The following is a 14122-nucleotide window of genomic DNA, read 5'->3' as shown; positions in this document are numbered from 1 at the left end:
GAAAAAAGTGACTAGAAATGAAAAAGCCGAGATTATTTCAAACCTTGAAGCTGAATTTAAAACAAGCGATGCTATTGTTGTTTGCGATTATAAAGGTCTTAGCGTTAAGAAACTTGAAGCATTAAGAAATAGCGCTAGAGAGTTAAACGTTAAGGTTCAAGTAGTTAAAAATACTCTTGCAAATATTGCTTTAAATAATTGCGGAAAATCTGGTATGGAGCTTAAAGATACAAATATTTTTGTATGGGGCGAAGATCAATTAGCGGTTACAAAAGTAGTAGCTAAATTTGAAGAGTCAAATAACGAACTATTCAAGATTAAAACAGCTCACATTGATGGTGAAGTTGCTTCTGTTAGCAAAGTTGTCGCTCTTTCTAAAATGCCGTCTCGTGATGAGCTTATTGCAATGCTTTTGCAAGTTTGGAATGCACCGATACAAAACTTTACTATCGGCTTAAATGCGCTTAGAGAGAAAAAAGAGCAAACAGCTTAATTAATTATTAAAATAAAATTAGGAGAATTAAAATGGCAATAACTAAAGAAGATGTATTAGAATTTATTTCTAATCTTTCTGTATTAGAACTAAGTGAATTGGTAAAAGAATTTGAAGAAAAATTCGGCGTAAGCGCTGCTCCTGTTATGGTAGCTGGCGCAGCTGGTGGAGCTGCTGTTGAAGCTGCTGAAGAGAAAACTGAGTTTAATATCGTTCTAGTTGATGCTGGCGATAAAAAAATCAACGTTATCAAAGTTGTTCGCGCTCTTACAGGTCTTGGTCTTAAAGAGGCTAAAGACGCTGTTGAAGGAACTCCATCAGTTCTTAAAGAGGGTGTTAGCAAAGATGAGGCAGAGGCAGCTAAAAAAGAGCTTGAAGAAGCTGGCGCTAAAGTCGAACTTAAATAATTTACTTTTTTTGGAGGAGCAAGAGTTCTTGCTCCTAAAATTGCTTATGCCACGTCATTGTGGTTTATTTTCTTTCAAACTATTCCATGAGGTAGTCAAATGCTAAATAGCCTATATTCTGGAAATCGTCTCAGAGTTGATTTTTCAAATGTTGCAAAAGAGATTGATGTTCCAAATTTATTACAATTGCAAAAAAAGAGTTTTGATCATTTTTTAAATCTTGATAATTCACAAACCGAAAGCGGAATTGAAAAAGTATTTAAGTCGATATTCCCAATACATGATCCTCAAAATAGACTTACATTAGAGTATGTCAGCAGCGAAATAAGTAAGCCAAGATATACAGTTAGAGAGTGTATGGAAAGAGGACTTACGTATTGCGTAAATTTAAAAATTAAAATTAGACTGATTGTACATGACAGAGATGAAAAAACAAGTGAAAAAGTCGGTGTCAAAGATATAAAAGAACAAGAAATTTTTGTACGTGAAATTCCTCTTATGACTGATAGAATTTCATTTATAATAAACGGCGTAGAAAGAGTCGTAGTAAATCAGCTTCATAGAAGCCCAGGTGTTATATTTAAAGAAGAAGAGAGTCCAACTGTAGTAAATAAACTAATATATACAGCACAAATTATACCAGATCGCGGTAGCTGGCTCTATTTCGAATATGACACAAAAGATGTTTTATATGTGCGTATAAATAAAAGAAGAAAAGTTCCTATAACGATTCTTTTTAGAGCGCTTGGATATAAAAAACAAGATATAGTAAAGTTATTTTACCCTATCCAAACATTAAATATAAAAAATAATAAATTTTTAACCATGTTTAATCCGGATGATTTTTCTGGAAGAGTTGATTATGATATAAAAGATGAAGATGGAAATATTTTACATCAAGCAGGAAAGAGACTTACAAAGAAAAAAGCAGATAAGCTTATTGAAGATGGACTCAAATTTGTAGAGTACCCGATAGAAGTTTTGGTAAATAGATATTTGGCTAGTCCAGTTATCGATAAAGAGAGCGGCGAAGTTATTTATGATACTTTAACTCAGCTAGATGAAAATAAATTAGCAAAAATAGTAGCTGAACAAAATAGTATAGAAATAGCAAATGATCTTGCAAGCGGTGTTGATGATGCTATTATTAACTCATTTTTACAAGATTATGAAACGCTAAAATTACTTAAGCAAACTGAAGGCTTAGAAGATGAAAATGACCTGGCTGCTATTAGAATTTATAAAGTTATGCGCCCAGGAGAGCCTGTAGTTAAAGAAGCTGCAAGAACGTTTGTAAATGATCTATTTTTTAACCCAGAAAGATATGATCTTACAAAAGTAGGTCGTATGAAAATGAATCATAAATTAGGTCTTAGCGTTCCTGAGTATGTTACTGTACTTACAAATGAAGATATTATAAAAACTGCTAAATATCTGATAAAAGTAAAAAACGGACAAGGTTATATAGATGATAGAGATCACTTAGGTAACCGTCGTATCAGATCAATAGGCGAGCTTTTAGCAAATGAGCTTCATTTGGGATTTGTGAAAATGCAAAAAGCTATTAGAGATAAATTTACAAGTCTTAGTAATAACGTAGATGAGCTTATGCCTTATGATCTAGTAAATCCTAAAATGATAACTACGACTATTATGGAATTTTTTACAGGCGGTCAGCTCAGCCAATTTATGGATCAAACAAATCCTCTTAGCGAAGTTACGCATAAACGTCGTTTGTCGGCTCTTGGCGAAGGCGGTTTAGTAAAAGAGCGTGCCGGATTTGAAGTACGTGACGTGCATCCGACTCATTATGGTAGAATTTGCCCTGTTGAGACTCCAGAAGGTCAAAATATCGGTCTTATCAACACTCTTTCTACATATGCAAAAGTAAATGATCTAGGATTTGTTGAATCACCTTATAGAAGAGTAATAGACGGTAAAGTCACAAATGAGATTGTTTATTTAACAGCTACTCAAGAAGAGGGTCATATTATAGCTCCAGCTTCAACTGTATTAGATGCAAACGATATTATAAAAGAAGATCTTATAGAAGTAAGGCGAGATGGAGAAATGCTTCTTGCAAAAAGAGAAGACGTAACATTGATAGATCTTTGTAGTGGTATGGTTATGGGTGTTGCCGCTTCTTTGATACCGTTTTTAGAGCATGATGATGCAAACCGTGCACTTATGGGTTCAAACATGCAGCGTCAAGCAGTTCCTCTTCTTAGATCTACAGCACCTATAGTAGGAACCGGTATGGAAGCTATAGTTGCAAGAGACGCGTGGGAGGCTATAAAAGCTAAACGTGGTGGCGTTATAGAAAAAGTTGATAATAGAAACATATTTATTCTTGGTGAAGATGAAAACGGTCCATATATTGATCAATATACTATGGAAAAAAATTTAAGAACTAACCAAAATACAACTTTTAGCCAACATCCTATAGTTAAAAAAGGCGATATGGTAAAATCAGGACAGATAATAGCTGATGGCTCGAGTATGGAAAAGGGCGAGTTAGCCATAGGTAAAAATGCTCTTATAGCATTTATGCCTTGGAATGGTTATAATTATGAAGATGCTATTGTTATGAGTGAGAGAATGATACGCGCAGACGCATTTACTAGCGTTCATATATATGAAAAAGAGATAGAAGCAAGAGAGCTAAAAGACGGTGTAGAAGAGATAACTAGAGATATTCCAAATATGAAAGAAGAAGATCTTATGCACCTAGATGAGAGCGGTATAGTAAAAATAGGCACTCATATCAAACCAGGAATGATTTTGGTGGGTAAAGTTTCACCAAAAGGAGAGGTAAAGCCGACTCCCGAAGAGAGACTTCTTAGAGCAATATTTGGTGAAAAAGCAGGTCACGTTGTAAATAAATCTTTGTATGCCGGAGCTAGTCTTGAAGGTGTGGTTATAGATGTTAAGATATTTACAAAAAAAGGCTATGAAAAAGACGCTAGATCATTTAAAGCATATGAGGATGAAAAGAATATTTTAGAAAAAGAACATCATGACAGACTTTTAATGCTTGATCGTGAAGAGATGTTAAGAGTTACTGCTTTATTATCTAAAAATCCTCTTGAGAGTGAGCTAGAGATCGGTAAAAATAGCTATAAAAAAGGTGATAAGATAAAAAGATCAGATCTTGATAATGTAAATAGATTTACTCTTAACACCTATGTAAAGTGCTTTTCAAAAGAAATTCAAAAAACATATGAAGATATGAAAGCTTATTTTCAAAATGAGAAGAAGAAATTAAAAGACGAGCATGACGCTAAACTTGAAATTTTAGAAAAAGATGATATATTGCCAAGCGGCGTAGTTAAGTTAGTTAAAGTATATTTAGCTACAAAAAGAAAATTAAAAGTAGGCGATAAGATGGCAGGACGTCATGGAAATAAAGGTATTGTATCAAATATAGTTCCGGATGTTGATATGCCGTATCTTCCAAATGGACGTACGGTAGATATAGTTTTAAATCCATTAGGCGTTCCAAGTCGTATGAATATAGGTCAAATTTTAGAAAGCCACCTAGGTTTAGTTGGTATGAAATTAGGAGAGCAGATTGAAGAAATCTTTGAAAATAAAAAAGCCGAATGGATAAAAGAGCTAAGAGCAAAAATGACTGAGATAGCAGATGTATCTCGTCTTATGGATGCTAAAGCTATTTTAAGCAAAATTGATGATGATAAGCTCATAGATTATGCTAGGGACTGGGCTAGCGGGGTTAGATTTGCTACTCCTATTTTTGAAGGTGTTAAAGCTGATGAATTTAAAAAGTTATTTGAGATGGCAAAAATAGATATGGATGGTAAAACCGAACTTTATGACGGACGTACCGGATCAAAGATGGCTGAGCGTGTTAATGTTGGATGTATGTATATGTTAAAACTTCACCACTTAGTTGATGAAAAAGTTCATGCAAGAAGTACCGGACCATACTCTTTAGTAACACAACAACCAGTTGGTGGTAAAGCTCTAAGTGGTGGTCAAAGATTTGGAGAAATGGAAGTTTGGGCACTTGAGGCTTATGGCGCGGCTCATACTTTAAGAGAAATGCTGACTGTAAAATCTGATGACGTAGAGGGTCGTTTAGCTGCTTATAAAGCACTTACTAGAGGAGAAAATGTACCAAGTACTGGTATTCCAGAAACGTTTTTTGTTTTAACAAATGAGCTAAAATCTCTAGCACTTGATGTTGAGATCTATGATGAGGAAGAGAATAATGAGTGAGTTAAAACCTATTGAGATAAAAGAAGATGCAAAACCAAGGGATTTTGAAGCCTTTCAGCTAAGACTCGCTAGTCCAGATCGTATAAAAGCGTGGAGTCACGGTGAAGTTAAAAAGCCTGAAACCATTAATTATCGCACGTTAAAACCGGAGCGCGACGGTCTATTTTGTGCTAAGATATTTGGACCTATAAGGGATTATGAATGTCTGTGCGGTAAGTATAAAAAGATGCGCTATAAAGGAATTAAATGTGAAAAGTGCGGCGTTGAAGTAACTACTTCGAAGGTTCGTCGCTCACGCATGGGGCACATTGAGCTTGTTACTCCTGTAGCACATATTTGGTATGTAAATTCGCTTCCTAGTCGTATAGGCACTCTTCTTGGCATAAAAATGAAGGATTTAGAACGTGTTCTTTACTATGAAGCTTATATAGTAGAAAATCCGGGCGATGCATTTTATGACAATGAAAATAGTAAAAAAGTAGATCTTTATGATGTTTTAAATGAAGAGCAGTACGTATTACTTGAGCAGAAATTTAGTGAAAGTGGTTTTAAAGCTAGAATGGGCGGCGAAGTTATACGTGATCTACTCGCAAGTTTAGATTTAGTATCTGTACTTGATCAGTTAAAGATCGAGATAGAAAGTACAAATAGCGAAGCAAAGAAAAAAACTATAGTAAAACGTTTAAAAGTTGTTGAGAGTTTTTTAAATTCAGGTAATCGTCCTGAATGGATGATGATAACAAACTTGCCTGTTTTACCACCTGATTTAAGACCTCTTGTCAGTCTTGATGGTGGTAAATTTGCAGTTTCAGATGTAAATGATCTGTATCGTAGAGTTATAAATAGAAATACTCGTTTAAAAAGACTAATGGAACTTGACGCGCCAGAAATTATTATTCGTAATGAAAAAAGAATGCTTCAAGAAGCAGTTGATGCTCTGTTTGATAATGGTAGGCGTGCAAATGCAGTAAAAGGTGCAAATAAAAGACCGTTAAAATCTCTAAGTGAAATTATAAAAGGTAAACAGGGTCGTTTCCGTCAAAATCTGCTTGGTAAACGTGTGGATTTTTCAGGACGTTCAGTTATAGTTGTAGGGCCAAAGCTTAGAATGGATCAATGTGGGCTTCCTAAAAAAATGGCACTTGAGCTATTTAAACCTCATTTGTTGGCTCGCCTTGAAGAAAAGGGATATGCTACTACTGTTAAACAAGCTAAAAAGATGATCGAAGATAAAACAAATGAAGTTTGGGAGTGCCTTGAAGAGGTAGTTGCAGATCATCCCGTTATGTTAAACCGTGCTCCTACTTTACATAAAATGTCTATTCAGGCGTTTCATCCGGTTTTAATAGAAGGTAAAGCTATTCAGCTTCATCCTCTTGTTTGTTCGGCGTTCAATGCAGACTTTGATGGCGACCAAATGGCTGTGCATGTACCACTTTCTCAAGAGGCTATTGCAGAGTGTAAAATTCTTATGTTAAGTTCGATGAATATCTTACTTCCTGCGAGCGGAAAAGCTGTAACGGTACCTTCTCAAGATATGGTTTTGGGAATTTATTATTTAAGTCTTGAAAAAAATGGAGCCGTTGGAGCTAATAAAATTTTTGCTAGTGTCGATGAGGTAATGATAGCTGTTGAAGCTCACTATCTTGACTTGCACGCAAAGATAAAAACTATGGTAGAAGGACGCACTGTATTTACAACTGCGGGTCGTCTTATTATAAAATCAATACTGCCAAATTTAAAAGAAAACTCTGTTCCAGAATCTATGTGGAATAAAGTTATGAAGAAAAAGGATATTGCTAATTTGGTTGATTATGTTTATAAAAATGGCGGTCTTGAAGTAACAGCCGGGTTTTTAGATAAGCTTAAAAATCTAGGATTTAGATACGCTACAAAAGCAGGGATAAGTATATCTATAGCTGATATTATCATACCTGAGAGTAAATATAGTTATGTAGATGAAGCAAAGAAAAGAGTTAGAGAAATTCAAAATCAATACGGCTCAGGTTTACTAACTGATTCAGAAAGATACAACAAAATAGTTGATATCTGGACAGATACTAATAATAAAGTTGCAGCTGAAATGATGAAACTTATCAAAACAGATAAAAGTGGATTTAACTCTATTTATATGATGGCAGACTCGGGAGCAAGGGGAAGTGCAGCTCAAATTCGTCAGCTTGCTGGTATGCGTGGACTTATGGCAAAACCTGATGGTTCGATCATTGAGACTCCTATCACATCAAATTTCCGTGAGGGACTAAACGTGCTCGAGTATTTCATCTCAACTCACGGTGCTAGAAAAGGTCTTGCAGATACTGCACTTAAAACCGCAAATGCCGGATATCTTACAAGAAAGCTTATCGATGTTGCTCAAAACGTAAAAGTTACTATGGATGATTGCGGTACTCACGAAGGTGTTGAGATAACAGAGATTACTGAAAACGGAGAGCTTATCGAAAGCTTAGAAGAAAGAGTATTAGGTAGAGTTTTAAGTGATGACGTAATTGATCCTATTACTAATGAAATCTTATTTACCGAAGGTACTCTTATAGATGAAGTAAAAGCTAGAACTATCACTGACGCTGGTATAAAATCAGTAAGCATAAGAACTCCTATAACTTGTAAAGCAAGTAAGGGCGTATGCTCAAAATGTTATGGTATAAACCTTGGCGAGGGTAAATTGGTAAAACCAGGAGAGGCCGTGGGCATCATCTCAGCTCAATCAATCGGCGAACCTGGTACTCAGCTTACTCTAAGAACATTCCACATTGGCGGTACTGCTTCAACGGAGCAACAAGATCGTCAAGTAGTGGCTCAAAAAGAGGGATTTATTAGATATTATAATCTTAAAACATATGAGAATAACAATAAATTTATAGTAACAAATCGTCGTAATGCAGCTATATTATTAGTTGAGCCGAAGATAAAAGCTCCGTTTGACGGAGAGATAAATATAGAAGTGGCACACGAAGATATAAATGTTATTATAAAAGGCAAAAGCGATGAGGTTAAGTATGTTTTAAGAAAACACGATTTAGCCAAACCGAATGAGTTAGCCGGAGTAAGCGGTAAAGTTGAAGGTAAGTTCTACATACCTTATATAAAAGGTGATAAAGTCAAGGAAAACGAGAGTATAGTCGAGGTTATAAAAGAGGGTTGGAATGTGCCAAACCGTATTCCTTTTGCTAGTGAAGTAAAAGTAGCTGATGGCGATCCTGTTACTCAAGATATATTATCTGGAGCAAACGGCGTACTTAAGTTTTATATATTAAAAGGCGACTATCTAGAGAGAATTAAAAACGTCAAAAAAGGCGATATGGTTAGCGAAAAAGGATTATTTGTTGTTATCGCCGATGATGACGATAGAGAAGCTGTTCGTCACTATATACCAAGAAATAGCGTTATTAAATTTAATGATAGCGATATAGTAAGCGCAAAAGATACTATAGCAAAACCGCAAGATGACAGTAAACTTGTAATTGCCGAGTGGGATCCGTACTCAACTCCTGTTATAGCAGAAGAAGCCGGTACAGTCGCTTATGAAGATATAGAGCCTGGATATAGCGTAGCCGAGCAGTATGATGAAGCAACCGGAGAAAGTAGGCTTGTTATAAACGAATATCTACCAAGCGGAGTTAAGCCAACTATAGTTATATCAACTAAAAGCGGAAAACTTATTCGTTATCAGTTGGAGCCTAAGACTGCTATATTTGTAAAAGATGGAGCAGAGGTTTCTAGAGCCGATACTATAGCTAAAACTCCAAAAGCAGTTGCAAAATCAAAAGATATCACAGGAGGTCTTCCTAGGGTTTCAGAATTGTTTGAAGCAAGGCGTCCTAAAAATACAGCTATTATTGCAGAGATTGATGGTACTATCAAATTTGATAAACCTCTTCGCTCAAAAGAACGTATAATAATAATGGCTGAAGATGGCTCAAGCGCAGAGTATCTTATAGATAAATCTCGCCAAATTCAAGTAAGAGATGGTGAGTTTGTGCATGCTGGAGAAAAATTAACCGACGGTTTAGTTAGCAGCCATGACGTATTAAGGATATTAGGTGAAAAAGCATTGCACTATTACTTGATAAGTGAAATTCAACAAGTTTATCGCTCACAAGGCGTTGCTATAAGTGATAAACATATAGAGATTATCGTATCTCAAATGCTGCGTCAAGTAAAAATAGTAGATAGCGGTCACACAAATTTTATCGTAGGCGATATGGTAAGTAGACGTAAATTTAGAGAAGAAAATGATCGTATAATGAAAATAGGTGGCGAGCCAGCAATTGCCGAGCCAGTACTTCTTGGTGTAACAAGAGCTGCTATAGGAAGCGATAGTGTTATCTCAGCAGCTTCTTTCCAAGAGACTACAAAGGTTTTAACAGAAGCAAGTATCGCTGCTAAATTCGACTATCTTGAAGATCTAAAAGAGAACGTTATTTTAGGTCGTATGATACCAGTTGGTACCGGTCTTTATCAAGATAAAAAAGTTAAGATTAAAATAAACGAAGATTAAGCTTTTTTATCAAACAATATCGTTTTAAATTTAAAAAGCATAGATGCAACATTTTGCTGTATCTATGCTTTGTTGCTTCAAATGCTGCTTTATTCATAGACAAATTCAAATTCATATAATATTAAGTAATTTTTTAGTAAAATAAGCTCTTTTTAATAAATTTAGTTGAAAGGAATTATTGTGCCAACCATTAATCAATTGGTCAGAAAAGAACGCAAAAAAGTGATAGTTAAATCAAAATCGCCAGCGTTAAAAGAGTGTCCTCAAAGAAGGGGAGTTTGTACTAGAGTTTATACAACGACTCCTAAGAAACCAAACTCGGCTTTGAGAAAAGTTGCCAAAGTAAGGCTAACAAGCGGATTTGAAGTGATCAGCTATATAGGCGGTGAGGGTCACAACCTACAAGAACACAGCATAGTACTAGTTCGTGGCGGTAGGGTAAAAGACTTACCGGGTGTTAAGTATCATATCGTACGTGGTGCTCTTGATACTGCTGGTGTTGCAAAAAGAACTGTTTCTAGATCTAAATACGGTGCTAAACGCCCTAAAGATGCTAAAAAATAAAAATTCGTACAGACTAACTCGTTGTTTTAGTTAAGTTTGAGTAAAATTTAAATTTGAAGGAAAGTTATGAGAAGAAGAAAAGCCCCTGTTAGGGAAGTAATGCCTGATCCGATTTATGGCAATAAAATAATAACTAAATTTATTAATTCACTTATGTATGATGGTAAAAAAAGCGTTGCTACAGAGATAATGTACGGCGCACTTAAAACTATCGATGCAAAAGGCGGTGATCTAAAAGGTATAAATGTTTTTAATGACGCTATTGATAACGTAAAACCGATCATGGAAGTTAAATCACGCCGTGTCGGCGGTGCTACATATCAAGTACCTGTAGAAGTTCGTCCAGCACGCCAACAAGCTCTAGCTATCCGTTGGATCATAAGCTTTGCTAGAAAAAGAAGCGAAAGAACTATGATGGAAAAACTAGCAGCAGAGCTACTTGATGCAGCAAACAGTAAGGGCGCATCATTTAAGAAGAAAGAAGATACTTACAAAATGGCTGAGGCAAATAAAGCATTTGCTCATTATCGCTGGTAATAAGGAGCGTCTATGTCAAGAAAAACCCCATTAAATATGGTAAGAAACATAGGTATTGCAGCCCATATCGATGCTGGTAAAACTACTACTAGTGAAAGAATTCTTTTCTTCACCGGTATGAGTCATAAGATCGGTGAGGTTCATGATGGCGCTGCGACTATGGACTGGATGGAGCAAGAAAAAGAGCGTGGCATTACGATTACTTCTGCTGCTACAACTTGCTTTTGGAAAGATCATCAAATCAACCTTATAGACACCCCAGGACACGTCGACTTTACTATTGAAGTTGAGCGTTCTATGCGTGTTCTTGATGGCGCAGTAGCCGTATTTTGCGCTGTTGGAGGTGTTCAACCGCAAAGTGAAACAGTTTGGAGACAAGCAAACAAATACCGCGTTCCAAGAATGGTATTTGTAAACAAAATGGACAGAGTTGGCGCAAATTTCTTTAATGTTGAAGAACAAATCAAAAACAGGCTAAAAGCAAATCCGGTGCCTATTCAAATTCCAATTGGTGCCGAAGATGAGTTTAAAGGCGTAATCGATCTAATCGAAATGAAAGCTTTAGTTTGGGAAGATGATACAAAACCGACTGATTATGTAACAAAAGATATTCCTGCGGAACTATTAGAAAAAGCGCAAGAGTATAGAGCAAAAATGATTGAAGCGGTAGCTGAAACCGATGACGCTCTTATGGAGAAATTTTTCGGCGGTGAAGAACTAAGTGTAGAAGAGATCAAAAGAGGTATAAAAGCCGGATGTCTTGCCATGACTATGATACCTATGCTTTGCGGTACCGCATTTAAAAATAAAGGTGTTCAACCGCTTCTTAATGCCGTTGTTGATTATCTACCTGCTCCGGACGAAGTTGCTGCCATAAGAGGCGAACTCGAAGATGGAAGCGAAGTCGTAGTAGATAGTACGGATAATGGTGAGTTTGCAGGGCTTGCGTTTAAGATCATGACCGATCCATTTGTTGGGCAGCTAACTTTCGTTAGAGTTTATCGTGGACAACTTGAGAGCGGAAGTTATGCTTATAATACCGTAAAAGGTAAAAAAGAGCGTATTGGAAGACTTCTTAGAATGCACTCAAACAAAAGAGAAGAGATAAAAGTTCTTTACGCCGGAGAAATAGGCGCTGTCGTAGGTCTAAAAGATACTTTGACAGGTGATACTTTAGCAGGTGAAAAAGAGCATGTAATTCTTGAAAAAATGGATTTCCCAGATCCGGTTATCAGCGTTGCGGTTGAGCCAAAAACTAAAGCTGATCAAGAGAAAATGGGTATAGCTCTTCAAAAACTAGCTCAAGAAGATCCGTCTTTTAGAGTTAGCACGGATGAAGAGAGTGGTCAAACTATTATCTCTGGTATGGGTGAACTTCACCTTGAGATCATCGTCGATCGTATGCTTAGAGAATTTAAAGTAGAGGCTGAGGTAGGACAACCGCAAGTTGCTTACCGCGAGACTATTAAAAAATCAGTTGAGCAAGAGTATAAATACGCAAAACAATCAGGTGGTCGCGGACAATACGGTCACGTATTCTTACGTCTTGAGCCACTTGAGCCGGGCAGCGGATTTGAATTTGTTAATGATATCAAAGGCGGTGTTGTTCCTAGAGAGTATATACCAGCAGTCGAAAAAGGTTGTCAAGAGGCACTTCAAAGCGGTGTTTTAGCAGGATATCCTGTTGAAGATGTTAAAGTTACACTGTTTGATGGTAGCTACCACGAAGTCGACTCATCTGAAATGGCGTTTAAATTAGCTGCTTCAATGGGCTTCAAAGAAGGTGCTAGAAAAGCCGGCGCTGTTATACTTGAGCCTATGATGAAAGTTGAAGTTGAAACTCCAGAGGAGTACATGGGCGATGTTATCGGCGATCTTAACAAACGCCGCGGACAGATCAACTCTATGGATGAAAGAGCTGGAAATAAAATAGTTACGGCTTTTTGTCCACTTGCCGAGATGTTTGGATATTCAACAGATTTAAGAAGCCAAACACAAGGTCGTGCTACTTATTCTATGGAATTTGATCACTATGAAGAAGTTCCAAAAAATGTTTCTGAAGAAATAATCAAGAAAAGAAACGGCTAAATTTAATCCTAAACCGCCTAGTTTTTAGGCGGTTTTTCCACAGTTTTACTTTTGTCCTCATAGCTCAGCAGGATAGAGCGCAGAATTCCTAATTCTGAGGCCGTGAGTTCGAATCTCGCTGGGGACACCATTCTATTCAATTTTTATTATTAGGACTTTATTTGACACGGCATTCAAATCGTATATTGGTTCTTGATTCTATTAGATGACTTCTTTTGATGCATATGTTCATAGATCATTTTATTTGGGCTAACCTGTCTCAAAGTATATCTATGAGTGTTTTGTATTTTTCTGCAGCGGATAGTTTTTTATTTTTGTCTGTATGCTGGCTGTGATCAGCAAAACAAAACGTGGGCTTAATACATCGTGGATGAGAAAAAGGGTATTTAAATATGGCTATTTCATATAGGTACGATTTTGTTGCTTACGGTTTTTTCGGCTTTGTTTTTGCATGATTTACACGGTAGTCTAGCTATCGTTGTTAAGCACGAATTGACAGGTTGAGCATTGACTTTGATCTTGGCAAATACTCCGCCACGGCTAGATGTTTTGCCTATATATATGTTTTTAATGCTGTTTTGATCGTTTTTTTCCATCAATGTTTTGTAGCAAATTTGGACTGATTTTATGTCTATTTTGATTGATTCTTATCAGCTCTTGGATGGGAGTTAGGGAATTTATACTTGATATATATCCTAGTGAGCCTTGGATATTCAAGCTTTTATTTAGGACCGCTTCGTTGTATAAACTTCATAGCTTTTTGCTTTGTTCATATCTTATAGTATCAAAATAGTACTAAATTTGCTAAATTTTAATTTTTCTTCAGTTGTCGGTAAACATAGCTTGGAGGTTTATTCGCTTCTTCTTTTATTTTGGACAAATTTATAGAGCAAGTTTAATATCACTTATTATAGTTTCAAAAGTAATATAGCCCTATATGCTATAAATACGAGCACTCAAGCAGGGCAAATATACCATAACAAGATTAAAATAGCACATTTCCAGCTGCTAGATTTTCATATAAAATTTCTAATAAGCGTCATAGCTACCAAGAGTTGTACTGTGTAAGCTCCTGTTAGTAGAGTATTTATTCATATTGTCGTTGGTAGCCAAGACCTATTTTTAGGCTAAGTTTGATAATAAATTTTCAATAAGTGCCTTTTTGGCACTTATTGCTTAAAACTTCTTCCTCTTAACCTCACTAACCACTTCATTAGCTATAGTTTCTACTTCTATAGTAACTCTGTCCGTATTGCTAGCTATAGCAAGGTTTTG

The 14122-nt window shown here is 36.2% G+C and carries 8 protein-coding genes and 1 tRNA gene; 8 read left to right on the top strand and 1 reads right to left on the bottom strand.

From position 1 onward, the window contains the following. The first annotated feature begins 7 nt into the window (after nucleotides 1–7). From rplJ to RVY88_RS07245, 8 genes are all read left to right on the top strand, one after another. Nucleotides 8–493, top strand: coding sequence for a 50S ribosomal protein L10 (gene rplJ, locus RVY88_RS07280; protein ID WP_002850117.1), 486 nt, complete (start codon nucleotides 8–10; stop codon nucleotides 491–493). 32 nt (nucleotides 494–525) lie between these two features. Beyond that, nucleotides 526–900: a 50S ribosomal protein L7/L12 gene (gene rplL / locus RVY88_RS07275; RefSeq protein ID WP_002850115.1), complete on the top strand. Its 375-nt coding sequence runs from the start codon at nucleotides 526–528 to the stop codon at nucleotides 898–900. Nucleotides 901–999: 99 nt separating this feature from the next. Then, nucleotides 1000–5139, top strand: a complete 4140-nt coding sequence (gene rpoB, locus RVY88_RS07270; protein WP_011732163.1) for a DNA-directed RNA polymerase subunit beta — start codon at nucleotides 1000–1002, stop codon at nucleotides 5137–5139. Then, on the top strand, nucleotides 5132–9658 hold the full coding sequence (gene rpoC, locus RVY88_RS07265) for a DNA-directed RNA polymerase subunit beta' (RefSeq protein WP_317051288.1): 4527 nt from the start codon (nucleotides 5132–5134) through the stop codon (nucleotides 9656–9658). Before rpoB ends, rpoC begins: the two co-directional genes overlap by 8 nt. A gap of 180 nt (nucleotides 9659–9838) precedes the next feature. Beyond that, on the top strand, nucleotides 9839–10222 hold the full coding sequence (gene rpsL / locus RVY88_RS07260) for a 30S ribosomal protein S12 (protein WP_002850111.1): 384 nt from the start codon (nucleotides 9839–9841) through the stop codon (nucleotides 10220–10222). A 66-nt stretch (nucleotides 10223–10288) separates the two neighbouring features. Then, entirely contained in the window at nucleotides 10289–10759 is a 471-nt protein-coding gene (gene rpsG, locus RVY88_RS07255; protein WP_002850109.1) for a 30S ribosomal protein S7, read from the top strand. A gap of 12 nt (nucleotides 10760–10771) precedes the next feature. Then, a complete protein-coding gene (gene fusA / locus RVY88_RS07250) occupies nucleotides 10772–12847 on the top strand; it encodes an elongation factor G (protein ID WP_002850108.1) in 2076 nt (691 codons plus the stop codon). Between the two features lie 53 nt (nucleotides 12848–12900). Next, nucleotides 12901–12977, top strand: a tRNA-Arg gene (locus RVY88_RS07245). Nucleotides 12978–13248: 271 nt separating this feature from the next. Here RVY88_RS07245 and RVY88_RS07240 read toward each other — a convergent pair. Next, nucleotides 13249–13443, bottom strand: a complete 195-nt coding sequence (locus RVY88_RS07240; RefSeq protein WP_010401894.1) for a hypothetical protein — start codon at nucleotides 13441–13443, stop codon at nucleotides 13249–13251. Nucleotides 13444–14122 lie beyond the last annotated feature (679 nt).

The sequence above is a fragment of the Campylobacter sp. TJR-1 genome, assembly GCF_032840035.1.
GTDB lineage: Bacteria > Campylobacterota > Campylobacteria > Campylobacterales > Campylobacteraceae > Campylobacter > Campylobacter fetus.
This window is presented reverse-complemented; position numbering and strand designations above follow the sequence as displayed.

Bases quoted from the DNA above. Each gene is read 5' to 3' on its own strand.
- rplL (WP_002850115.1), top strand. From the start codon at position 526: ATGGCAATAACTAAAGAAGATGTATTAGAATTTATTTCTAATCTTTCT.
- rpoB (WP_011732163.1), top strand. From the start codon at position 1,000: ATGCTAAATAGCCTATATTCTGGAAATCGTCTCAGAGTTGATTTTTCA.
- rpoC (WP_317051288.1), top strand. From the start codon at position 5,132: ATGAGTGAGTTAAAACCTATTGAGATAAAAGAAGATGCAAAACCAAGG.
- rpsG (WP_002850109.1), top strand. From the start codon at position 10,289: ATGAGAAGAAGAAAAGCCCCTGTTAGGGAAGTAATGCCTGATCCGATT.
- fusA (WP_002850108.1), top strand. From the start codon at position 10,772: ATGTCAAGAAAAACCCCATTAAATATGGTAAGAAACATAGGTATTGCA.
- RVY88_RS07240 (WP_010401894.1), bottom strand. From the start codon at position 13,443: ATGGAAAAAAACGATCAAAACAGCATTAAAAACATATATATAGGCAAA.